21 protein-coding genes are annotated in these 23,285 nt (G+C 62.0%); 13 read left to right on the top strand and 8 right to left on the bottom strand.

From position 1 onward, the window contains the following. Positions 1-56 precede the first annotated feature (56 nt). From hflX to I6L45_RS02195, 4 genes are all read left to right on the top strand, one after another. On the top strand, positions 57-1,343 hold the full coding sequence (gene hflX, locus I6L45_RS02210) for a ribosome rescue GTPase HflX (RefSeq protein WP_043758245.1): 1,287 nt from the start codon (positions 57-59) through the stop codon (positions 1,341-1,343). A 92-nt stretch (positions 1,344-1,435) separates the two neighbouring features. Then, positions 1,436-2,587 (top strand): FtsH protease activity modulator HflK, encoded by a 1,152-nt coding sequence (gene hflK, locus I6L45_RS02205; protein ID WP_043758246.1) that lies wholly within the window; start codon positions 1,436-1,438, stop codon positions 2,585-2,587. 3 nt (positions 2,588-2,590) lie between these two features. Beyond that, complete coding sequence (gene hflC, locus I6L45_RS02200) at positions 2,591-3,475, top strand: protease modulator HflC (RefSeq protein WP_043758249.1); 885 nt, start codon at positions 2,591-2,593, stop codon at positions 3,473-3,475. Between the two features lie 77 nt (positions 3,476-3,552). Then, complete coding sequence (locus tag I6L45_RS02195; RefSeq protein WP_134696409.1) at positions 3,553-3,741, top strand: DUF2065 family protein; 189 nt, start codon at positions 3,553-3,555, stop codon at positions 3,739-3,741. Between the two features lie 68 nt (positions 3,742-3,809). On the opposite strand, the gene ispB is transcribed toward I6L45_RS02195, so the two are convergent. Next, positions 3,810-4,781, bottom strand: coding sequence for an octaprenyl diphosphate synthase (gene ispB / locus I6L45_RS02190; RefSeq protein ID WP_216983335.1), 972 nt, complete (start codon positions 4,779-4,781; stop codon positions 3,810-3,812). 242 nt (positions 4,782-5,023) lie between these two features. On the opposite strand from ispB, the gene rplU reads away from it, so the two are divergent. From rplU to I6L45_RS02170, 4 genes are all read left to right on the top strand, one after another. Then, positions 5,024-5,335, top strand: coding sequence for a 50S ribosomal protein L21 (gene rplU, locus I6L45_RS02185; protein WP_005304210.1), 312 nt, complete (start codon positions 5,024-5,026; stop codon positions 5,333-5,335). 17 nt (positions 5,336-5,352) lie between these two features. Then, positions 5,353-5,610 (top strand): 50S ribosomal protein L27, encoded by a 258-nt coding sequence (gene rpmA / locus I6L45_RS02180; protein ID WP_010673199.1) that lies wholly within the window; start codon positions 5,353-5,355, stop codon positions 5,608-5,610. A 189-nt stretch (positions 5,611-5,799) separates the two neighbouring features. Continuing rightward, positions 5,800-7,002, top strand: coding sequence for an Obg family GTPase CgtA (gene cgtA, locus I6L45_RS02175; protein ID WP_216983334.1), 1,203 nt, complete (start codon positions 5,800-5,802; stop codon positions 7,000-7,002). 366 nt (positions 7,003-7,368) lie between these two features. Beyond that, a complete protein-coding gene (locus I6L45_RS02170) occupies positions 7,369-8,739 on the top strand; it encodes a YjiH family protein (protein ID WP_216983333.1) in 1,371 nt (456 codons plus the stop codon). 67 nt (positions 8,740-8,806) lie between these two features. On the opposite strand, the gene I6L45_RS02165 is transcribed toward I6L45_RS02170, so the two are convergent. After that, the gene (locus I6L45_RS02165) at positions 8,807-11,689 is read right to left on the bottom strand and encodes an HD domain-containing phosphohydrolase (RefSeq protein WP_216983332.1); all 2,883 of its coding nucleotides are present in this window, start codon (positions 11,687-11,689) and stop codon (positions 8,807-8,809) included. Positions 11,690-11,943: 254 nt separating this feature from the next. Between I6L45_RS02165 and I6L45_RS02160 the strand changes: the two genes are divergently transcribed. Together I6L45_RS02160 and I6L45_RS02155 are read left to right on the top strand one after the other, a co-directional pair. Continuing rightward, positions 11,944-12,933 carry a luciferase-like monooxygenase gene (locus I6L45_RS02160; RefSeq protein ID WP_134695496.1) on the top strand — a complete coding sequence of 330 codons (990 nt, stop codon included), beginning with the start codon at positions 11,944-11,946 and terminating at the stop codon, positions 12,931-12,933. A gap of 248 nt (positions 12,934-13,181) precedes the next feature. Then, positions 13,182-13,667 (top strand): 2TM domain-containing protein, encoded by a 486-nt coding sequence (locus tag I6L45_RS02155; RefSeq protein ID WP_134695495.1) that lies wholly within the window; start codon positions 13,182-13,184, stop codon positions 13,665-13,667. Between the two features lie 151 nt (positions 13,668-13,818). Here the strand turns inward: I6L45_RS02155 and I6L45_RS02150 are convergent, their stop codons facing one another. Genes I6L45_RS02150 through lptD form a run of 6 tightly spaced genes read right to left on the bottom strand, consistent with a single transcriptional unit; the run spans position 13,819 to position 20,566 of the window. Beyond that, positions 13,819-14,640: a symmetrical bis(5'-nucleosyl)-tetraphosphatase gene (locus tag I6L45_RS02150; RefSeq protein WP_216983331.1), complete on the bottom strand. Its 822-nt coding sequence runs from the start codon at positions 14,638-14,640 to the stop codon at positions 13,819-13,821. Positions 14,641-14,646: 6 nt separating this feature from the next. After that, complete coding sequence (gene apaG / locus I6L45_RS02145; protein ID WP_043758284.1) at positions 14,647-15,009, bottom strand: Co2+/Mg2+ efflux protein ApaG; 363 nt, start codon at positions 15,007-15,009, stop codon at positions 14,647-14,649. Between the two features lie 4 nt (positions 15,010-15,013). Further along, entirely contained in the window at positions 15,014-15,826 is an 813-nt protein-coding gene (rsmA, locus tag I6L45_RS02140; RefSeq protein WP_210558424.1) for a 16S rRNA (adenine(1518)-N(6)/adenine(1519)-N(6))-dimethyltransferase RsmA, read from the bottom strand. Continuing rightward, entirely contained in the window at positions 15,816-16,811 is a 996-nt protein-coding gene (pdxA, locus tag I6L45_RS02135; RefSeq protein WP_216983330.1) for a 4-hydroxythreonine-4-phosphate dehydrogenase PdxA, read from the bottom strand. Before pdxA ends, rsmA begins: the two co-directional genes overlap by 11 nt. Beyond that, the gene (gene surA / locus I6L45_RS02130; protein WP_043758294.1) at positions 16,811-18,103 is read right to left on the bottom strand and encodes a peptidylprolyl isomerase SurA; all 1,293 of its coding nucleotides are present in this window, start codon (positions 18,101-18,103) and stop codon (positions 16,811-16,813) included. Before surA ends, pdxA begins: the two co-directional genes overlap by 1 nt. A gap of 30 nt (positions 18,104-18,133) precedes the next feature. Then, positions 18,134-20,566: an LPS assembly protein LptD gene (lptD, locus tag I6L45_RS02125; RefSeq protein WP_216983329.1), complete on the bottom strand. Its 2,433-nt coding sequence runs from the start codon at positions 20,564-20,566 to the stop codon at positions 18,134-18,136. Between the two features lie 174 nt (positions 20,567-20,740). Here lptD and I6L45_RS02120 point away from each other — a divergent pair, with 174 nt between their 5' ends. From I6L45_RS02120 to djlA, 3 genes are read left to right on the top strand one after another with little or no spacing between them, the layout of a single operon-like run. Continuing rightward, positions 20,741-21,769, top strand: coding sequence for an aminoglycoside phosphotransferase family protein (locus I6L45_RS02120; protein ID WP_216983328.1), 1,029 nt, complete (start codon positions 20,741-20,743; stop codon positions 21,767-21,769). Next, positions 21,766-22,434: an N-acetylmuramate alpha-1-phosphate uridylyltransferase MurU gene (murU, locus tag I6L45_RS02115; protein WP_216983327.1), complete on the top strand. Its 669-nt coding sequence runs from the start codon at positions 21,766-21,768 to the stop codon at positions 22,432-22,434. Before I6L45_RS02120 ends, murU begins: the two co-directional genes overlap by 4 nt. 19 nt (positions 22,435-22,453) lie before the next feature. Then, entirely contained in the window at positions 22,454-23,269 is an 816-nt protein-coding gene (gene djlA, locus I6L45_RS02110) for a co-chaperone DjlA (protein WP_216983326.1), read from the top strand. The last annotated feature ends 16 nt before the right edge of the window (positions 23,270-23,285 follow it).

Genomic DNA, 23,285 nt, shown 5'->3' with positions numbered 1-23,285 from the left:
CGGCGAGCCCACTCGCCAACACAGATCCATCATGATACCTGTCAAGGAGCAAGCGCTTGTTTGACCGTTACGAAGCTGGTGAACAGGCCGTTCTGGTACATGTCAACTTCAGCGATGAGGGTGAGCGGGAGGATCTGGACGAGCTCAAGATGTTGGTGAGCTCGGCCGGGGTCAATGCACTGGGGGTGATCACCACCAGTCGCAGCGCGCCCAGCGCCAAGTTTTTTGTCGGTAGCGGCAAGGCGGAAGAGATCGCGTCCCAGGTCCAGATGCTGGATGCGGACGTGGTCATCTTCAACCATGCCCTGACCCCCGCCCAGGAGCGCAACCTGGAGCGTCTGTTCCAGTGCCGGGTGGTGGACAGGACTGGCCTCATCCTCGATATCTTCGCCCAGCGCGCCCGTACTCACGAAGGCAAGTTGCAGGTCGAACTGGCCCAGTTGCGCCATCTTTCCACTCGCCTGGTGCGAGGCTGGACCCACCTTGAACGTCAGAAGGGGGGGATCGGCCTGCGCGGCCCGGGTGAAACCCAGCTTGAAACCGACCGCCGCCTGCTGCGTGAACGCATCAAGGCGATTTTGCGCCGGCTCGACAAGGTGGCCAAGCAGCGGGAGCAGGGGCGTCGTGCCCGCAACCGCAACGAGGTACCGACCGTTTCCCTGGTGGGTTACACCAACGCCGGAAAATCCACTTTGTTCAACCAACTTACAGATGCCAGCGTGTATGCTGCCGACCAGTTGTTCGCAACCCTGGATCCCACCCTGCGAAAATTGGTGATCCAGGATGTGGGTGATGTGATCCTGGCGGACACAGTTGGATTTATTCGGCACTTGCCCCATGATCTGGTCGCGGCCTTCAAGGCGACGCTGCAGGAGACCCGCGAAGCGGATCTTCTGCTGCACGTGGTGGACTGCGCCGATGAACAGATGCAGGAGAATATCGACTCGGTCCAGCAAGTCCTGGCCGAGATCGAGGCGGATGACCGTCCTCAGCTGATGATCTGCAACAAGATTGACAAGCTGAGCGATCGTCCGGCCGGCCTGGAGCGTGACGAGGCGGGTCGCCCGGTGCGAGTCTGGCTGTCGGCCCAGACCGGCGAAGGCAGCGAATACCTTTTCCTGGCCCTGACCGAACTGCTGGCCGGTTCCATGGTCCATCACACCCTGCAGTTGCCGCCGTCGGCCGCCAGATTGCGCAGTGCGCTCTATCGGCTGAAGGGCATCGAGCAGGAAGGTTTCAGCGAGGAGGGGGATTTCGTCCTGGAAGTCCGCCTGCAACTGGCCGACTGGAACCGCCTCATGAAACAAGAAGGTGAGAGTTTACAACGCTTTATCAGGCATTGATTCGTCGATGACGATGAATGTTTACAGGTTTCATCGACGAGAGATGGCCCGATAGAGATGATATCCATCCGCATGTATTAATGGAGACGCTGATGGCTTGGAATGAGCCTGGTAACAATGGCAAAGACCGTGACCCCTGGGGGAACAACGGCAAGAATCAGGGCCCCCCTGATCTGGACGAGATGCTGCGCAAGGTGAGCCGTCGTTTCGGCGGTCTGCTCGGTGGTGGCAAATCCGGTGGTGGTGACGTGGGCAAGTTTGGCCTCTCCATCGCCCTGGTGGTGGCCGTGGTGGTGTGGGTCGTCAGCGGCTTCTACACCATTCGCGAAGCCGAGCGGGGCGTGGTGCTGCGCTTTGGCGAGTACTCCCACAACGTGGATCCGGGCCTGCGCTGGAAGCCGACCTTCATCGATCGGGTGATCCCGGTGGATGTGGAGTCCGTGCGCTCCCTGCCGGCCTCCGGTTTCATGCTGACCCAGGACGAGAACGTGGTGCGGGTCGAGATGGACGTGCAGTATCGCGTGGTCGACCCGGAGCAGTACCTGTTCAGCGTGACCAATGCCGACGAGAGCCTGAGCCAGGCGACCGACAGCGCCCTGCGCTATGTGGTGGGTCACACCAAGATGGACGACGTGCTGACCACGGGTCGTGAGAAGGTGCGCCAGGAGACCTGGCAGGTGATCGACAGCATCATCGAGCCCTACCACATGGGTCTGCAGATCGTGGACGTCAACTTCCTGCCGGCTCGTCCACCGGAAGAGGTGAAGGACGCCTTCGATGACGCCATCTCCGCTCAGGAAGATGAACAGCGCTTCATTCGTGAGGCGGAAGCCTATGCCCGTGAAGTGGAGCCCAAGGCCCGCGGCCAGGTCAAGCGCCTGGAGCAGGAAGCCGAAGCCTACAAGTCCCAGATCGTGCTGAAGGCCAAGGGTGAGGTCGCTCGCTTCAACGAGCTGCTGCCCCAGTATCAGGCTGCCCCGGAGCTGACCCGCGATCGTATCTACCTTGAAACCATGGAAGAGCTCTATCAGCAGGCCAACAAGGTCCTGGTGGACATGCCGGCTGGCAACAACAGCATGATCTACCTGCCGCTGGACAAGCTCTCCGGCAAGGCGAATGCCGTGCAACCGGCGCGTCCGGCGAGCACCCCTGCCGTCGAGCCAGCCCAGCCGTCCAACGAAGGGGCCAATTCCACACCGACCCCGCTGCGTGGCGGTGATCGTTTCAGCACAGGGAGAAACTGATAGATGAAGAAGATAGCTATTGGTGTCATCGCTGTGGCCGCCATGGTCTGCTTCTCTTCCGTCTTCATCGTCGATGAAGGCCAGAAGGGGATAGTGGTGCAGTTTGGCAAGGTGAAGCGGGTGGATTCCGGTGAGCCTCGTCTGTATGAGCCGGGCCTGCACTTCAAGGTGCCGCTCATCGACCAGGTGCGCAAGATGGATGCCCGTATCCAGACGCTGGAAGGCCAGGCGGATCGTTTCGTCACCTCCGAGAAGAAAGACCTCATCATCGACTCCTACGTGAAGTGGAAGATCGAGGACTTCTCCAAGTACTACCTGGCGACCGGTGGTGGCAACAAGATCCAGGCCGAAGACCTGCTCAAGCGCAAGATCAACAACGGCCTGCGTTCCGAGATCGGTAACCGCACCATCAAGGACATCGTCTCCGGCGAGCGCAGCACCGTGATGGAAGATGCCCTGATGAAGATGGCGCGCTCCTCCGAGCTCGGCATCAAGGTGGTGGATGTGCGGATCAAGCAGATCAACCTGCCGGTGGAAGTCTCCAGCTCCATCTATCAGCGGATGCGTGCCGAGCGGACCGCTGTGGCCCGTGAGCACCGCTCCCAGGGTCGCGAGCAGGCCGAAATCCTGCGCGCCGACATCGATCGCAAGGTGACCGTCATGATCGCCGACGCCGAGAGTAACGCCCGCCAGCTGCGCGGTGAAGGGGATGCCGAAGCCGCCAGGATCTACGCTGACAGCTACAAGAAGGACCCCGAGTTCTTCAGCTTCGTGCGCAGCATGGAGGCCTACCGCAAGAGCTTCGCCAGTGGCAATGACCTCATGGTCCTGAAGCCGGACAGCGAGTTCTTCCGCTACCTCAAGTCGCCTAACGGGGACAAGCAGTAAACACCGAATGGTGATAGCAAAGGGCCTGAGCATTCAGGCCCTTTTCCATTGTGAGGCATTTCTTGTGAGGAGGGGGGATGCTGACATCCATCCTGATGGGGTTGGGGTTGCTGCTGCTGTTCGAGGGACTGGGTCCCTTGCTGGCCCCCAAGGCCTGGCAGCAGATGCTGCGGATGCTGAGCGATCAGCCACCTGAACAGCTGCGCCGCATCGGCGGCTGCCTGGTGGTGGCAGGGGCTGTCATCCTCTGGGCACTCGGCCACTAGCCACCCCGGCGATAGAGAATGAAAAAAGAGGCCAATGGCCTCTTTTTTAGTGGATTCGGAAATTCGACTCAGGCGCTGCGCTGTACCGCCATGTGGGCCAGGGTTTCCAGTGCCTGCTTGTGCTGGGAGTCCGGCAGGATGGCGAGGGCGGCAATGGCCTTGTCGGCCTCTTCCCGGGCCCGCTGGCGAGAGTATTCGAGGGCACCGGTACGGTCGAGGATGGCTAGGATGCGTTCCAGGTGATCCATGCCGTTGCGGTGCTCGATGGCGTCGCGTACCAGCTGGCGCTCTTCCAGTGTACCCACTTCCATGGCGCGCAACAGCGGCAGGGTGGGCTTGCCCTCGGCCAGATCGTCGCCCACGTTCTTGCCCATCTCTTCGCTCTGGGAGCAGTAGTCCATGACATCGTCAATGATCTGGAAGGCGGTGCCGAGATACTTGCCGTAGTCGGTCATGGCCTGCTCGACGGGGGCGGGCTGATGGGTCAGCACGGCGGCGAGGCGGGTCGCGGCCTCGAACAGCTTAGCGGTCTTGCAGTAGATGACCGTCATGTAGCTCTTTTCCGTGGTATCCGGGTCGTTGCAGTTCATCAGCTGCAGCACTTCCCCTTCGGCGATGGTGTTGGTGGCATCGGAGAGGATCTCCATCACCTTCAGGTTGGAGAGCTCGCTCATCATCTGGAAGGAGCGGCTATAGAGGTAGTCACCCACCAGGACGCTGGCAGCGTTGCCGAACAGGGCGTTGGCGGTTTCCCGGCCGCGGCGCAGGTCGGATTCATCGACCACGTCGTCGTGCAGCAGGGTGGAGGTGTGAATGAATTCGATGATGGCGGCCAGCTTCAGGTGATCTTCACCCTCGTAGCCCAGGGCGCGCGCCGCCATCACGGTCAGCATGGGGCGCATCCGTTTGCCACCGGCACTGACAATATAGAAACCCAGCTGGTTGATCAGGCTGACATCGGACTGGAGTCTTGCCAGGATCAGTTCATTGACCGCCGTCATGTCGGCGGCACAGAGCGCACGGATAGTCTGTTGGTCCATAAGTCTCGTAACGTGACGGCAGCATTTACTGCGTTTTTAGCAATGCCGGGGATTCTACACGATTTCACAATGGGTTACAGTTAAGCGTTTATTCACGGCGAGGGATATGCGCACAAAATAAACTTTTTGCTAAATTGGCCTTGCCTCGGCAAATCGTTCTGCGTAGAATGCCCGCCCATTGTTATAGGTTTTTGCGCGTGTCTGGCCTTGAGCAAAAGACACGCCTTTACGGAGTTAATCAAATGTACGCGGTATTCCAAAGCGGCGGAAAACAACACCGTGTGGCCGAAGGTCAAATCGTTCGTCTGGAAAAGCTGAACGTTGAGACTGGCGCTACCATCGACTTCAACGAAGTACTGATGGTTGCTGCAGGCGACACTTTCAAAGTAGGTGCTCCTTTCGTTGAAGGTGGCAAGGTTGTGGCTGAAGTTGTGGCTCACGGCCGTGGCGAGAAAGTGACTATCGTCAAGTTCCGTCGTCGTAAGCACCACCGTAAGCAAGCGGGCCACCGTCAGTGGTTCACTGAAGTCAAAATCACTGGCATCAGCGCTTAATTAGAGGAGTCCGATAGATGGCACACAAAAAAGCTGGCGGTTCATCCCGCAACGGTCGCGATTCTGAAGCTAAACGCCTGGGCGTGAAGCGTTTCGGCGGCGAAACAGTTCTGGCTGGCAGCATCATCGTTCGTCAGCGCGGCACCAAGTTCCACGCTGGTGAGAACGTTGGTCTGGGCAAGGACCACACTCTGTTCGCTACCGCGAATGGTAAAGTGCAGTTCGAAGTTAAAGGTCCGCAGAATCGTAAGTACGTCAGCATCGTTGCTGAGTAATTACGGACCGCAAGGATCCGAAGCCCCGCCCACCTGGCGGGGCTTTTGTTTTTCTGATGAGTTTGACGAAAAAACGGCACGCGGATGAGCTGGCGCAGGCAGGCTCTATCGGCCAGATGCGTCTCGCCCGAAGGGGCCCGTATCACTATAATTGCGTATCGGTTTTTCGAATTAAGGTGACGGTTACCTATGAAGTTTGTTGATGAAGTCCAGATTCGAGTCGATGCCGGTGACGGTGGTAACGGTTGTGTGAGCTTCCGCCGCGAGAAGTACATCCCGAACGGTGGCCCGGACGGCGGTGACGGCGGCGACGGCGGCGACGTGTATCTGGTTGCCGATGAAAACCTGAACACCCTGATCGACTACCGCTTCGAGCGTTTCCATGCCGCCGAGCGTGGCGAGAATGGCCAGAGCGCCAACTGTACCGGCCGTCGTGGCAAGGACAAGATCCTGCGCGTGCCAGTCGGTACCCGTGCCAGCGACGAAGACACCGGCGAGCTGCTGGGGGATCTGACCTGCCACGATCAGAAGCTGCTGGTCGCGAAGGGCGGCTTCCACGGCCTTGGCAACACCCGCTTCAAGAGCTCCGTCAACCGGGCCCCGCGCCAGAAGAGCAACGGTACCCCGGGTGAGGTGCGTACCCTGAAGCTGGAGCTGCTGCTGCTGGCGGACGTCGGCATGCTGGGCCTGCCCAACGCGGGCAAGTCCACCTTCATCCGCGCCGTCTCCGCCGCCCGTCCCAAGGTCGCTGACTACCCCTTCACCACCCTGGTGCCGAACCTCGGCGTGGTGCGTGGCGAGAACTCCCGTTCCTTCGTCATTGCCGACATCCCGGGTCTGATCGAAGGGGCTGCCGAGGGGGCCGGTCTGGGGATCCGCTTCCTCAAGCACCTGGAGCGTTGCCGCGTTCTGATCCACCTGGTGGACATCTGCCCGGTAGATGGCTCCGATCCGGCTGAAAATGCCGTGACCATAGTCCGGGAGCTGGAGAAATACAGCCCGGAGCTCGCGAGCAAGCCGCGCTGGCTGGTGTTCAACAAGATGGACCTCATCCTGGAAGAGGAAGCGGGCGAGGTGATGGAGCGCGTCAAGGCCGCCCTGAACCACGAGGGCCCGGTCTACGCCATCACCGCCATCAGCAAGGAAGGCACCAAGAAGGTGTGCTACGACATCCTGGATCTGCTGGACACCATGCCCCGTCAGCTGGATGCCGATGCCAAGGCCGCCATCGAGAAGGTGGAGTTCAAGTGGGACGACTACCACAAGAACCAACTGGCCCAGGCCGAGGCGGATGCCCTGGCGGCGTCCAAGGCTTTCGATGATGGCCTGGACGATGATGACTGGGACGACGAGGATGACGACGGCGTCGAAGTCATCTACGTCCGCGATTGAGTATCGCTTCAGTGACGAAACCGGAGCCCCGAGAGGCTCCGGTTTTTTTATGGGAGGATCGACGGGATCACCCTATAGATATATTTTTCATCTCTCTTATTGCCTGCCTGCGGCTGCAGATTATACTGCGCTCCTGAACTTAACCTCCTTGAAACATTATGCTAACCAATAAAAATGAATTGATATGCATGACTGTTTTGGTTTGTTCTTATGGATGGTTTGCCTGATAAAATATTTATGCTTGAAGTAATGTATAAAAAGCTTGTTTGTGCACTTTTTTACGTTATTCTTGCGCCCGCTTGCCGGGCAAGAGCATGGATATGCAGGTGGCCTGGCTGAAGGAAAAGTCACATTTAAGGTTTTATCATGTTGGAAAAGACCCTGGAGGCACCGGCGATCCGTACTCGCCGCAACGTGCTGATGTTTTTGATCCCGTCGCTGATCGGGATCCTGCTGTTCATGACCCCGGTCCTCTACGACGGCAATGTCACCATCCCCGTCGCCGTGCTGGCGAAGCTGGTGCAGACGGTGTTTGCCGATCATCTGGTTGCCATGGTCAGCGCCATCATCACCACCACCATGCTGATGACCCTGGTCGCCTGGCTGTTCAAGCCGGCCATCCTGGTGCGTCGCCCCTTCCTGAACAGCCTGTTCAACGTCTCCCCCTTCTGGGCCTGCGTGCGGGTGTTGGGCGGGATCTTCGTGCTGCTGACCTTCTTCGAGGTTGGCCCCGAGGTGCTGCGTTCCGGCGCGACCGGCGGCCTGGTGCTGCACGATCTGCTGCCGGTGCTGTTCTCGGTATTCATCTTCGCCGGCTTGCTGCTGCCGCTGTTGCTCGACTTCGGTCTGCTGGAGTTTGTCGGCACCATGATGACCCGCATCATGCGCCCCGTGTTCCGCCTGCCGGGCCGTTCTGCGGTGGACTGCTTCGCCTCCTGGCTCGGGGATGGTAGCGTCGGCATCCTGCTCACCAGCAAACAGTACGAAGGCAAGTTCTACACTCAGCGGGAAGCCGCCGTCATCGGCACCACTTTCTCTGCCGTCTCCATCACCTTCTGCCTGGTGGTGATCTCCCAGGTGAAGCTGGAGCACATGTTCGTGCCCTTCTACCTGACCGTCTGCCTGGCCGGGGTGGTGGCCGCCATCGTGGTGCCGCGCCTGCCGCCGCTCTCCTGGAAGAAGGATGTCTACAGCGACGGTACTCCCCTGTGCCGCAAGCAGGAGGCGATCCCCCATCAGCACAGCGTGCTGAGCTATGGCTATGAGCGGGCCCTGACCAAGGCCGACAGCATGACGGATCTCGGCGCCGTGGCGCGGGAAGGGGTGAAGAATGCCCTGGACATGGTGTTTGGCGTGCTGCCGGTGGTGATGGCGGTGGGTACCTGTGCCCTGATGCTGGCCGAGCACACCCCCATCTTCAACTGGCTGGGGGCCCCCTTCGTCCCCTTGCTGGAGCTGCTGCAACTGCCGGAGGCGGAAGCCGCTTCCAAGACCATCATGGTGGGCTTCGCCGACATGTTCATCCCGGCGGTGCTGGCCTCCACCATCGAGAGCGAGATGACCCGCTTCGTGATCGCCGCCATGTCGGTCACCCAGCTCATCTACATGTCGGAAGTGGGCGCCCTGCTGCTGGGCAGCAAGATCCCGGTCAAACTGTGGGAGCTGTTCGTGATCTTCCTGCTGCGCACCCTGATCACCCTGCCGGTGATTGCCGGTGTGGCCCATCTGCTGTTCTAAGAGGCAGTGCTTTAAGAAAAAACGGTCAACCCAGGTTGACCGTTTTTTTTATGGACGGCGGTGAAGGCTAGTGTGCCTCTGCCAGCAGGGACTGGCAGGCCGTCTCGTCGAGCTGCTCGGGGGCGAGGAAACGCCTGGCATAGTCGCGCCAGACGCCGCTCTCGATGAAGAGGGCGAACAGGGTCGGGTCTATGTGCTGCTCTTCTACCATTTTCTGCATGATGCCCAGGGACTGGGAGACAGTCTTGCCCGACTTGTAGGGGCGATCGCTCGCGGTCAGCGCCTCGAAGATGTCGGCGATGGCCATGATGCGGGCGGGAATGCTCATCTGCCCCCCCTGCAGCTGGCGTGGATAGCCGGTGCCATCCATCCGCTCGTGATGACCCCCGGCTATTTCGGGCACCTTGCTCAGGTGGCGGGGGAAGGGGAGGCGCTCCAGCATGCGGATGGTCTGGATGATGTGCTCGTTGATCTTGTAGCGCTCCTCCTCGGTAAGGGTGCCGCGGCCGATGGCGAGGTTGTAGTGCTCCCCCCGGTTGTAGAGGTGGGTGGGCACCCTGACCTTGAAGCCCCAGGGGTTGTTGCGGGCGAGGTTGTCCTGGTCCGGGCGGGGAATGAGGTGAACCGGCTTGTCGGCGAGCAGCTGCTCGCGGCAGGGCAGGGGGGAGGGGCCTGGATGGCGCTTTCTCTCCTCCTGGCTGATGCCGAGGCGATCGTCCAGGGTGCGTAGCCAGCTACGTTTGGCGATGGCATCCAGCCTGGCCAGCTTCTCCGGCGCCATCCACTCGCCTCCCAGGTTGCACTCGGCCACGAAGGCAAACTCCTCATCCAGGGTTTGCCAGTGGGATGCCAGCGCCTCCTCGGCCGCCTGCCGCTCCGAGGCCGGCAGTCTGGCCGCCAGCGCCTCGATGTGGGCATCGCGCTTGAGCACCTCGAAACGGGTGCGGATTTCGTGGATCCGGTCGTAGATGGTCTCCAGCTTGGTGGCCTTGTCGACCACGAACTCCGGGGTGGTCACCTTGCCGCAGTCGTGCAGCCAGCTCGCGATGTGAATGGCCTCCCACTCCTCGTCGTTGAGGTTAAAGTCCCTGAAGGGCCCCTGCTGCTGTGCACAGGCCGCCTCCGTCAACATTTTGGTCAGTTCGGGGACGCGCTGGCAGTGGCCGCCGGCGTAAGGGCTCTTGGCGTCGATGGCGCCTGCGATGAGCTCGATGAAGGCCTCCAGCAGCTGTTTCTGCTCTTCCAGCAGGCGCTGGTTTTCGATGGCGGAGGCGGACATGCCCGCCAGCGCCTCGATGAGGCTGATGCGTGAAACCAGCTCCCGGGGGGAGCAGTCCGGCAACACCAGCAGCAGGCTGCCGATCAGCTCCTGGCGGTGGTTGTGCAGGGGTTCGACCAGCAGCTGGCAAGGGCCGGGGAAGGGGCCCCAGCCCACGAGGCAGCGGTTCCACTGCTCCTCATCGAGGCGGAGGTTGAGACGCTCCGTGTGATAGAGGCCGGCGAGCAGGGTATCCTGCCAGATCACCTGTTCGCAGGGCAGCGGCTGCCCCTGCCAGATGGCCTGAACGGCCTGCATCTGCTTCTTCTGCGCCAGGTAGAGGGCGCCTCCTTCCGCCTGGGCCGCGGACACGGTTTCATGCAGGATGCGGCTCAGCAGGGAATCGAAGCGGTGTTCGGCCGTCAGTGCCCGTCCCATGCTCATGAAGTTGCCCAGGGTCAGCCGCATGCTGGACATGGCGCGGGCGAGATCGTCTATCTCCCGGATGGCCGAGCCGGGCTCCTTGCTCTGGCCAAAGTCGAATTGCTGGATCCGCTCGGCCTCTGCGGTCAGAGCCAGCAAGGGGGTGGCCGTCCGTCTGGCCACCAGCCAGATGACGGGCAGCAGCAGGAGCAAGCCGGCGAATGCCCAGGCCAGGTTGTGCAGGGCATCCTGGCGAGCCGGGGCGGTGAGCACCTTCGCCGGAACCAGCAGGGCGAGATAGAAGGGGGAGCCTTCCCCGAGGGAGGAGAGGTTGATCAGCCAGTCCTCCCCCTTGTCGGTGCTCAGGGTCAGCTCGGAGGGGTTGTGCAGCAGGGTGGGCTGGCTCGCCATCTCCTGCTGCAGCAGGGCCAGGACGGGATGCCTGAGTGCCGTCAACATGGGCAGGCGGCTCAGCTGGTCGAAGCTCGGCAACTGTTTCGGGTCCGTGGCCAACAGGGTGCCGGCCTCGTCGAACAGCACCAGCTGGCTGTGGCTGGGAAGGGGCAGCTCGCCGATGAGGGAGGAGAGCCCCTCGACACCGGCATCCAGCCCGATCACTGCCCGGCGGTCATCGCTCTCCACCGCCAGGGTCATGCCAGGCTCCCGGGTGGTGAAGAAGAGGTAGGGGTGGGTCACTATGATGCCGGTGTTCCAGCGTGCCTGCTTGTACCAGCCGCGATCGCGGGGATCGAAGCGGTACTCCGGCATGGGGCGTCGCTCCAGCAGCCGCTGGCGCTGATCAAAATAGAGAAATTCCCCCCGACCCTGACTCAGGCTCTGGACCAGCAAACGGCTCTCGGCGGGCGGATTGTCCAGCGCCCCTTTCGCCCGTTCGGTCAGCTTGCGCACCAGGAAGAAATCACCATTGTCATAACCCACATAGATGGCGCCATAGCTGCTGCTGTTGGCCAGCACTTCAGCCAGCTGGGGCAGAAAGGCGAGGCGTGCCTCCAGGTCCGGCATGGCAGAGAGCTGACCGCTGCGCAAGAGGCTCAGTGACATGCGCGCGGGGCGCTGGTTCAGCGTGATGGCCAGCGCCAGCTGCTCCCGATAGTGCTGGAAACTCTGTCGTTCGTGCGCCAGCCCCTGTTGCATGCCCTGCTGGAACTGCAGGAGGATGAGGGCCCCTCCCAACACGGAGAAGAGCAGGATGAAAAGGGTGGCAATGTGTACGTAGAAGGGTTTGCGGCTGAGTTGTGTGCTTGTCATGGACGGGTCCTTGTCCTCCGGCGATCGCGGTCATGATCGCCTATCAGTGTGCTCGCTTAATGACAAAAAGCATAGGGCCTGATGGGATGGAATGAGGCCTTAGTGACCTCTTTACACAGCGCATAGTGAATGCGTACCGACGAGTGGACCGCTCGGGAACGTCTTGCCAGCCTGCTCCGGTCACGTGATTCATTCAGATATCTCGTGCTACATTGCTGCACTGGCAAATGCCCTGTGAATCAAAGGAGTGTCCCATGTCTGTCGTTCCCTATTCCGTACTGGATCTGGTGCCCGTTCCCGAGGGCTCATGGCCGGCCGAGTCGTTTCGCCGCTCTCTGGACCTGGCCCGGCATGCGGAGCGCTGGGGGTACCACCGCTACTGGCTGGCGGAACACCACAACATGCCAGGGATCGCCAGTGCCGCCACCTCGGTGCTCATCGGTCACCTGGCGGGGGGCACCTCCACTCTGCGGATCGGTGCCGGTGGCATCATGTTGCCGAACCATTCGCCGCTGGTGATTGCCGAGCAGTTCGGCACGCTAAGCTCCCTTTACCCGGATCGTATCGATCTCGGCCTCGGCCGCGCTCCCGGGAGCGATCAGCGCACCATGCAGGCGCTGCGCCGGCAGCGCAGTGGCGAGGTGGACGATTTCCCGGCGGACGTGCGCGAGCTGATGGGCTACTTCGGGGACGAGATCGGCGCCGTCCAGGCGGTACCTGGCCAGGGGCTGCACGTCCCCATCTGGCTGCTGGGCTCCAGTCTCTACAGCGCCCAGCTGGCGGCAGCCATGGGGCTGCCGTTCGGCTTTGCCTCCCATTTTGCCCCCGGTCTGTTGCTCCAGGCGTTGGAGCTTTACCGCACCCAGTATCGCCCCTCGGTTCGCTGGCCCAAGCCCTATGCAGTGGTCTGCGTCAACCTGATCGCCGCCGACAGCGAACGGGAGGCCCGCTTCCAGTTCACCACGGTACAGCAGCAGTTCCTACGCCTCTACCGAGGGGATGCCGGCAAGCTGCCGCTGCCGGTGCAGGCGCTGGGGGAGGAGTGGTCCCCCCGGGAATTGATGGCGATGGAGCAGACCCTGGCCCGCTCCCTGGTGGGGGATCCGGAGCGGGTACGCCACGGTCTCAAGGCCCTGCTGGCGGAAACCGGGGCTGACGAACTGATGTTCAACGGGCCCATCGTGGATCATCAGGCCAGGCTGCGTTCCTTCGAGATCGGCGCCGAGCTGATGCAGGGGCTGTAGACCAGCCCTTTGGACCTGTTTCGTTCCCATGCCGGGTCGCCCGGCTGGATGCTCGGCCGGATCCGCTTTGCGGCGAGACCCCGCATGGCAGGTCTGGCCCTGTCTGGTTTCATGGACGAAAGATCGGCTGTGCACAATCCTAATTGTCTGATTTTAAAAGCAAGTCAGCTAAGTGTCGGCCCTCTGTCGTGTCTCTCGTTCGGCTCTGTCCCTATGCTGGTCCTGTCAATCACCACAAGGAGCACAAGATGATCGTCAGGAAGTTGAGATTGCAACGGGGATGGTCCCAGGAACAGCTGGCGACCCTGACTGGCCTGAGCGTTCGCACCATCCAGCGGATAGAGCAGGGACAGTCACCCGGACTGGAATCCCTCAAGGCCCTGGCCGCCGTCTTCGAGCTCGATGTGACCCAACTGCAGGAGAGCGAGATGAGAGGAAACGAAGTGGACGGTCGGGAAGCTGTGTCAGTGGCGCGGGATGAGCGGGAGGCGATGAAGTTCGTGGAGGGGTTGCGGGGCTTCTATGGCCACCTCATCAGCTATGTGCTGGTGATAGGGGGGCTCTTCGTCATCAACTACCTGAGCAATCCGGACTACATCTGGGCTTGGTGGCCCATGCTGGGGTGGGGGCTGGGGCTGGCTTCCCACGCCATCAATCTGTTCCAGCCGTTCAGGCTGTTCGGCCCCGAGTGGGAGCGGCGCCAGATTGAGAAGCGGCTGGGGCGCAGGCTATAGCCTTGTGGGTTGTGATAACAAGACGGGCCCGGTGATGCCGGGCCCGTCTTGTTTTCTTCGCCCCTGACTGGTGTTTGCTGCCTGGCAAAGGCTAGGCGGGAGTCCTGTGATTGTGCCGGAGCGTCAGGCCCAGCTGGCTAGGCCCAGATCCTTACTTGGCATAGACAGGGCAGGGCGTCGCTATCAGGGCGTCGTCCTCGTAGCGCCACAGGGTGAGACTGTTGCCCCAGACGCAGCCGGTATCCAGCCCTTTGATGTCGTCCTTGCCGGTCTTGCCCATCAGTGCCGCCCAGTGGCCAAACACCAGGATGGGGTCATCCACATGGTGCTCGCGCTGCTCGAACCAGGGGCGCAGGCCCGGGGTCGATTCGGTGGGGCCCTTCTTGCATTTGAAGTCGAGCCGGCCATCGAAGTAGCAAAAGCGCATGCGGGTGAAGCTGTTGATGATGTAGCGGTAGCGCTCTATCCCCAGCAGACCCTCGTCCCAGCTGTCCGGCTGGTCGCCGTACATATTGTGCAGCAGCCAGCTGTACTGATCCCCGCGCAGCAGGGTCTCCACTTCCCGCGCACAGCTGCGAGCGGTGTGGGCATCCCAGGCGGGGGAGAGACCGGCGTGGATCATCATGATGGGGAGATCGGGATGCTCAGCCAGCAGCGGCCGGTGGCGCAGCCACTCCAGCAGCTCGTCCCGATCCGGTGCTTCCATCAGTTCCTGCAGCTTGTCCTTCTTCTTGAGGGGCGCGACCCCGTGGGCCACGGCCAACAGGTGCAGGTCGTGGTTGCCGAGCACGGTCACGGCCTGGTGTCCCAGTGACTTGACGAAGCGCAGGGTGTTGAGAGAGTCCGGGCCGCGGGCGACGAGATCACCGCACAGCCAGAGCACGTCGTTATCGAAGTCGAACTCGGCAAGATCCAGCAGGCGGCGCAAGTCGTCGTAGCAGCCCTGGATATCGCCGACGAAACAGTTCGCCATGAAACCTCAGTTGATAATGTTTGGAATGGCCAGTGTGAAGGGGGCGATGGGCGCCTCGAATTGCTGGCCAGATTCATCTTGCAGGATGTAACTGCCTTCCATCACGCCGAGCGGCGTGGCGAGCGGCACGCCGCTCTGGTAGGTAAAGGTCTCGCCTGGGGCGATCAGGGGTTGTTCACCGACGACCCCGGGCCCTTCCACTTCCTGCATCTTGCCATTGGCGTCCGTGATGAGCCAGCGTCGATGCAGCAGCTGCACCGTGCCCGGACCCAGGTTCTCTATCTCGATGCGATAGAGAAAATGGTAAGGGTCTGCGGTCCCTGCCACATAGCTGGGGTGGGGGCGGACCAGGATCCGGGCTTTCGTCATGGGATCAGGCCTGCTGCTGATCGGCCAGCCAGTTGGCGATCGTGACGAACTGCTCGAGGGAGAGGTTCTCCGGGCGCAGGTTGCCATCGATGCCAAGCTCGGTCAGCTGGGCGTCTGTGATGAAGTTGGCGAAGCTGTTGCGGATGGTCTTGCGACGCTGGCCGAAGCCCTCGGTGCAGACCCGGTTCAGGCAGCGGATATCCTTCGCGACTATGGTCGGGTTCTTGTGCGGCACCAGGCGTACCACGGCGGAGTCCACCTTGGGGGCCGGCTTGAAGGCGCCTGGGCCCACTTCCAGCACCGGGATCACCTGGCAGTAGTACTGGGTCATCACGCTCAGGCGGCCATAGGCCTTGCTGCCCGGACCGGCGGCCAGACGCAGTACCACCTCTTTTTGCAGCATGAAGTGCATGTCTTCGACCCGATCGGCGAACTCGCACAGGTGGAAGATGAGCGGGGTGGAGATGTTGTAGGGCAGGTTGCCGAAGATGCGAAGCGGCCCCTTGCCTTCCCCCATCAGGGTGCTGAAGTCGAAGCGCATAGCATCGGCCTCGATGACGGTTAATTTGTCTTTAAGAGTGGGGTGCTCGCGCAGGCGTGCGGCGAGATCCCGGTCCAGCTCGACCACGGTCATCTTGTCCATCTGGGCGGCGACGGGTTCGGTTAGCGCCGCCAGACCCGGCCCGATCTCCACCAGGTTCTGACCTGGCTGGGGGTTGATGGCGGCCACTATCTGGTCGATCACATAACGGTCGTGCAAGAAGTTCTGACCGAAACGCTTACGGGCCGTGTGGCCCATGTGCACCTTACTGCTCATATCTTTTTTTCTCTACCATCTGGATGGCGTGGTTGATCGCGGTGATCAGGCTGCCGGGATCGGCCAGGCCCTTGCCTGCCAGATCCAGCGCGGTGCCGTGATCCACCGAAGTACGGATGAATGGAAGTCCGAGGGTGATGTTGACCGAGTTGCCAAAGCCCTTGTACTTGAGCACGGGCAGCCCCTGGTCGTGGTACATGGCGAGTACCGCATCCGCATCCTTGAGGTATTTGTCCTGGAACAGGGTATCGGCCGGCAGGGGGCCGACGAGATCGATCCCCTCCTGGCGCAGAGCGGCCAGAGCGGGTTCGATCACCTCGATCTCTTCACGACCGAGGTGCCCCCCTTCCCCGGCGTGGGGGTTGAGGCCGCAGACGTAAATCCGGGGCTGTTCGATGCCGAACTTGCGCTTGAGATCCGCATCCAGGATGCGGATCACCTTGCCAAGGCGCTCCTCTGTGATGGCCTTGGCCACATAGGCCAGCGGGATGTGGGTGGTTGCAAGCGCCACCCGCAGCCCTTCGGTGGCCAGCAGCATCACCACGTCGGCGGTGTCGGACTGCTGGGCGAAGAACTCGGTGTGGCCGCTGAACGACACGCCCGCCTGGTTGATGATCCCCTTGTGCACCGGTCCGGTCACCACGGCGGCAAACTCGCCGCTCAGGTTGCCGTCGCAGGCCCGTTGCAGGGTGGCCAGCACATAGGCGCCGTTGCCTTCGTCGAGCATGCCCGGCACCGCAGGGGCGCCAAGGGGCACGGCGCAGAGGCTCAGGGTGCCCGCCCGCTGGGGGCGGGCAGGGGCCGTGGCGTCGTAGGGTTCCAGCTCGACAGACAGCCCCAGCAGGGCTGCCCGCTCTCGCAGCAGGGCGGGATCGGCGATCACCACCAGTTGATGGGGCCAGCCCCGCTGGGCGATGTGCAGCACCAGATCCGGACCTATGCCCGCCGGCTCACCCGGGGTGATGGCAAGACGATGACAGCTCATCAGTTCGGTTCGATCTGGATGTAGGCTTCGTCGCGCAGCTCATCCAGCCAGGACTGGGACTCTTCGGCGAAGCGGCGGTTGAAGATGAGCTGGTAGGCTCGTTGTTCCTGGGCCTTGCCGGTGGCGTCCTGGCTGCGGCGATCCTCCAGCTGGACGATGTGCCAGCCGTGGGTGGTGCGGAAGGGTTCGCTGATCTGGCCAGGTTGCAGGCGGCCCACCATGTCGCGGAACTCCGGCACGTAGACGTTGGGATCAGACCAGCCCAGCTCGCCGCCCTGTACCGCGGAACCCGGATCCTCGGAGTACTTCTCCGCCATGCTGGCGAAGCTCGCCTTGCCGCTCTTGATGTCGTGCAGGATGCCGTCCAGGGTGCTCTTGGCCTTCTCCTCGCTCAGGATGATGGAGGGCTTGATCAGGATGTGACGGGCCTTCACCTCGGTCTGCATCACCTGCTGCTGACCCTTGGTGTCGAAGATCTTGACGATGTGCAGACCGGCACCGGAGCGCAGCGGGCCGACGATGTCGCCTTTCTTGGCGCCCTGTACCGCTTCGGCCATCAGGGTGGGCATCTCCTGCGGGCTCATCCAGCCCCAGTCACCCCCTTCCAGGGCCTTGGGACCGTTACTCTCGGCGATGGCCAGCTTGCGGAAATCCGCCCCCTCTTTCAGGGCGGCGAGGATGCGTTCGATCTTGGCCTTGGCGGCGTTGAGCTGTTCGGCATTAGGGTTATCCGGCAGGGCAACCTGGATGTGGCCGATATGGAACTCGGTCTGCTGCTGGCCCTGCTTGCTCAGCGCCTCGACCACCTGCTTGACCTCCTGATCGGAGATGTTGATGCGGCGACGCACCTGGCTGCGGCGGACTTCGTTCATCAGGATCTCGCGACGCACCTCTTCCCGGTACTGGGCATAGGTCAGCCCTTCCCGATCCAGCTGGGCACGCAGCTGCTCCAGGGTCATCTTGTTGTCGGCGGCGATGCTCTGGATGGCCTGCTCCAGCTGGGTGTCACTGATCTTGAGCCCCTGGCGCTCCGCCAGTTGCAGCTGCAGGCTCTCCTGGATCAGGCGGTCCAGCGCCTGCTTGCGCAGGGTGACGTCATCGGGCAGGGACTGGCCACTCTCCTGGGCGGATGCCTTCACCTTCTGTACCAGGGCTTCCTGCTGACTGGCCAGCACCACGTCCTTGTTGACCACGGCCAGCACCTTGTCCATCAGCTCGGGGGCGGCGAAGGCGCCCTGGCTCATGACACCGAACAGGCCTGCGGTCAGCAGGGAAATCAACGTCTTCTTCATATCCATCTCTCAAGGCGTTTGCCAGACCGGTTATTGGTCTCGCAGGTTAAACGGACGAATGTAAGGCAGTGCTTCGGTGTCCAGGGAGGTGCCCTTGGCGCCGGTACCCACGCTACCCAATCCTTTCATTTCAAATTGAATGCCGAAACTGCGCTCCGAAGTCGGTTCCAGATTCACGTTATCCGGTGTGTTGACCCACTCCAGGTTGAAGTTGATGCTCCAGCAGCAGGAGTCGTACTTCAGGCCCACCTTGCGGTCCACTTTGACGTTCTGGTTGAGCTCCTGATAGTAACCCCCGTAGAGGTGCCACTGGTCGTTCAGGGGCGTGGTCAGCAGCAGGCCGATCTGGTTGAGATCCGTGACCTGTCCCTTGTTGTCGAGGTCGTAGTTGGCATCCCGCACGAAGCGGTGGTTCAGCTGGCTGATCAGCTTCTCGTGGCGGTATTCCAGGGCACTGTTGGCTGAGCTTATCTGGCGCTGTTCCACGTCATACTGTGCCCCGGCATGGGCATACCACTGCTCGTTGATCTTGGCGTCCCCCTCGAACGACAGGGGCGAGCGTGTGTTGGTGCTCAGCTCATCGCTGCTGTAGAGCTTGACCCTGGGCGCCACGAAGTCGAAGGCTTGGGCAACGGCCAGCCGGATTCGTTCATCCCCGGCCGCATCATAAATGCGGGTCGTGACCCCCAGGGAGAGGCGATTGGAGTCGCTGATCCGGTCCAGACCGGCGTAGCGGCGATCGCTGAACAGGCTGTAGTAGTCCTGGCGCATGGTGGTGGAGTCGTAGACCCCGATGTTGTCCTGATCCTTGTAGGGGATGTAGAGGTACTGGAATTCCGGCTCCAGGGTCTGGTTGGCGTCGTCGCCGAACCACTGCTGATCACGCTCGAAAGTCATGCCCCCCTTGAGGCGGAATGAGGGCAGTACCCGGGTGATGGTGCCTTCTTCCAGCGTGACATCCCCCCCGCCTACCGGGGTGAAGCGGCTGGTGAAGGTGCTGCTCATGTTGTCCGGTACCGTCTGATCGTAACGGGTGTACATCAGTTTGTACTGGCTGTCGAGGAAGTAACCGGCTTCGTCGATGAGCGGGATGGTCAGGGTGGGGGCCGTGTGGAAGCGGGTCCCGGTGTAGGCCTCCCCCTGGTTCTGCGCGATGGCCTGATCGTTGTTGTAGCCGAAGTTGGTCAGTTCGGTGTTCCAAGCCAGATCGTACCAGCTCCCCTGCTGATAGTAGTTGTGGTTGATGCGCGGCATCAGCTCGTGGGGCTGCTGGGCGCTGGCCAGCAGGATCTGGTAGGTGCGCACCTCGGCATCGAGGTTCCAGTTCTGCTGGTAGTAGCCGGCTTTCAGGGACTGCTGCAGCTGGTTGTCGACCTGGGTCCCCACCTTGGGGGAGAAGTCGTTGAAGTAGTTGTAGTCCTGATCCCGCACCTTGGTGTAGTCCACCGAGAAGCGCAAGGCATTGTCCTGGAACATGGAGGTATGGCGGGCGCTCAGCAGGTAGCGGTGACCGTCGGAGAGGTGGTCGTTGAGGCTGTCCGTCTCGTCGTACTGCTTGTCGTTCGCCAGGTTCTCGAAGTAGAGGCTCCCCACGTGGGCCGGATCCGGCATGTAGCGGAACTCGACCTGCTCCATTAGGCCCCGTCTGTCCATGAAACGGGAGGTGATGGTGGCATCGTAGTTCGGCGCGATGTTCCAGTAGAAGGGCTGGGTGATGTCCATGCCGTTCTTGGAGCTCTGGGTATAACCCGGGTAGAGCAGGCCCGTCTTGCGCTCGTCCTTGATGGGGAAGTTGATGTAGGGGAAATAGAAGACAGGGTAGTCATAGAGCCAGAGGCTGGCGTTCCAGGCTTCCCCGAACACTTCGGACTGGTCGATGTCGATGCTGCCGGCCTTCAGGGTCCAGACCTCCTGACCCGGCGGGCAGGTGGTGTACTGGGCCCCCTCCAGGGTGATGTTCTGGTTGTTGTTGGTCATGGTCACCTTCTCGGCGAAGCCGCGCACCGGTGAGCCGTGAACCTGATACTTGCCCTCTTCCAGCTCGGAGTTCTTGGTGTCCAGGTTGGACTTGAGGGTCTTGTCGCTGGTGACCGTGATCTGGCCATCGTTGTAGTAGATGTTACCGATGGCGATGACGTCCCGGCTCTTCTGATCGAGCTGGGCGTAGTCGGAGTCGAACTTGCGCACCCCCTGACGAACCTTGACATCGCCCTCGTAGACGGCGGTGCCGCCCTGCTTGGCCTCCAGGCGATCGGCATCCACCTCGACGGGCAGGGCATTGGCATCCTGGCCCGAGCTGGGTTTCTCTATCTTGGGCACATAGTCATAGCAGAGGCTGTCGAGGATCCCGGTGGCGGGCGGTGCGTTGAGTGGCGCAGCCTGAACCATGAGCGGACTCACGGCAGGAACAAGGCTGATGGTCAGGGCGATGGGACAGGAGTATCCCAGTGTCCATTTTGTCATGTGAAAGGCTCGCGCAATCCGTAGTAAAAACGGTTAGTTCAGGGCATGCATTTTATGTCAGGATCCATCGAGTTGACATTGCATGTCATTGCTTTATGTTAGCCGGCAATGATAAAGCATTATTGCGGCCAGGGCTAACAGCCAAGTGCTGCTTTCCAATTTGGTTCCCGACTCATGCACGATCGCGCTTCCCTGCTTTTGCAATGGGCACGCCGGATTTCCGGTGATGCCAACCTTCCGTTGACCCTCATTTCCGGTGACGCCAGTTTCCGCCGCTACTTCCGCGGTGGTGGTCTGGTGTGGGTGGATGCTAATCCTAAAACCGAAAAAAATCATGAGTTCGTTCGCAATGCGGCGGCACTGCATGGGGTGGGATTGAAGGCGCCCGAGGTCAGGGGGGTGGACTACGATCACGGACTGCTGGCGGTGACGGACCTCGGGGATACCCAGCTCATCGGCTGCCTGAACGCAGACAACGTGCTGGCCTGGTATGGCAAGGCCATCGCCCTGTTGCCCCGTCTCGGCGCTGTTGAACTGGAGCTTGAGCCTTTTGATGCTGCCTTCATGGCCAGGGAAAACGCCATCTTCCCCGAGTGGCTGCTGGGGCAGCACCTGCAGCTGACCCTGAGCGCCGAGGAAGAGCAACTGCTGGCGGAGACCTTCGCCTGCCTCACCGCGAACAACCTGGCCCAGCCCCAGGGGGTGATGCACCGGGACTTCCACAGCCGCAACCTCATGGTGTGCGGTGGGCAGACCCCGGGCGAGAGCGAGCTCGCCATCATCGACTTCCAGGACATGGTCATCGGCCCTCTGAGTTATGACCTGGTCTCCCTCCTGAAAGACTGTTACGTGCGCTGGCCCGACGAGGTGATCGAGCAGGGCATGCGCCAGGGCTTCGAGACCCTTCGTCAGGCGGAGCTGCTCGGCGGGCTCGACTATGCCGCGTTTCGTCGCGCAGCAGACCTCACCGGCATGCAGCGCCACCTCAAGGCGGCGGGGATCTTCACCCGCCTCTGGCATCGGGACGGCAAGTCCGGCTACCTCAAAGACATTCCACGCACCCTCGACTATGTGGTCGATGTCTGTCGCACCCATGGTGAGAGCTATCCCGTGCTGGTCCGCTTCGGTGCCTGGCTGGAGCAGGTGGTGCTGCCGGGTCTGACCCGGGTGGCCGAGGCCCGTGCCGACGGAGCGGCATCATGAAGGCGATGATCCTGGCCGCCGGCCGCGGCGAGCGGATGCGCCCGCTTACCGACAGTCTGCCCAAGCCGCTGCTGGCGGCGGGGGGCAAGCCGCTCATCGTGCACCATATCGAGAAGCTCAAACGCGCCGGGATCAGCGAGCTGGTCATCAACCATGCCTGGCTTGGCCACAAGCTGGTGGCGGCCCTCGGCGATGGCTGCGCGTTCGGGGTGTCTATCCGCTGGTCGGCAGAGGAGAGCGCGCTGGAGACCGCAGGCGGCATAGTGCAGGCGCTGCCCCTGCTCGGCAGCGACCCCTTCCTGGTGATCAACGGCGACACCTGGATCGATGCTGACTATGCCACCCTGGTACGTCAGCCCCTGGGGAGCGATCTGGCCCACCTCTGGCTGGTGCCCAATCCCCCCCAGCATCCCAATGGGGACTTTTCCCTGCAAGCCGGCCGGGTGCTGGATGCCCCGGCCCTGACCTTCAGCGGGGTCGGTCTCTACCACCCCGCCGCCTTTGCCGAGCTGCCCTCGGGGGCCCGCAAGCTGGCGCCCCTGCTGCGGGACTGGATGGCGCAGGGTAGAGTCGGCGGCAGCCTGCTCGCCGGCGAATGGCGGGACATCGGCACCGTGGAGCGGCTGCGCGCGCTGGACGAGCAGCTGCTCGCCGGCACTCATTAACATCACGAGGTCTTGAACCATGCGTATTTGGGGTAAGGTGCTTGGCGCCTTCTTCGGTTTTCTGCTCGGCAACATCTTCGGTGCCCTGCTGGGCCTGTGGATAGGTCACCGCTTCGATCGGGGCATGGGCATGTCCTTCCGCCGTGCCCCCAGCCAACAGCAACAGGCGGTCTTTTTCCACGCCACCTTCGCCGTCATGGGCCACATCGCCAAGGCGAGCGGCCAGGTCACCGAACACGAGATCCGGGTGGCGTCCAACCTGATGGACAGGATGCGCCTCTCCGGTGAGCAGCGCGTGCGCGCCCAGGATTCGTTCCGTCAGGGCAAGGAGAGCGACTTCCCGCTGCGCGAAACCCTGGCGGAGTTTCGCCAGGCCAGCCAGGGGCAGCGGGACATTCTGCGCTTCTTCCTCGAGGTCCAGCTGCAGGCCGCCTTTGCCGATGGCAAGGTGGAGGCCAACGAGCGCGCCATCCTGCAGACCATCGCCGACGAGCTGGGGTTCAGCCGTATCGAGCTGGCGCGGATCCTGGCGATGGCCGAGGCCCAGATGAACTTCTTCCACCGCCAGCAACAGGGCGGTGGGCAGGGGCAGCAATACCGGCAGGAGCCGCCCTCCCGGGACCGTCTCAAGGATGCCTATCAGCTGCTCGGGGTGAGCGAGAGCGACAGCGATCAGGAGATCAAGCGCGCCTATCGCAAGGAGATGAGCAAGCATCACCCGGACAAGCTGGCCGCCAAGGGGTTGCCGCCGGAGATGATGGAGATGGCCAAGGAGAAGGCCCAGGAGATCCAGCAGGCCTGGGAGTGGATCCGCGAGGCTCGCGGCATCCGCTGAGCGGTGATGCCAGACA

This window comes from Aeromonas sp. FDAARGOS 1415 (assembly GCF_019048365.1).
GTDB lineage: Bacteria > Pseudomonadota > Gammaproteobacteria > Enterobacterales > Aeromonadaceae > Aeromonas > Aeromonas taiwanensis.
The sequence above is the reverse complement of the archived record's forward strand: the minus strand, read 5'-3'. Positions and strand labels throughout refer to the sequence as shown.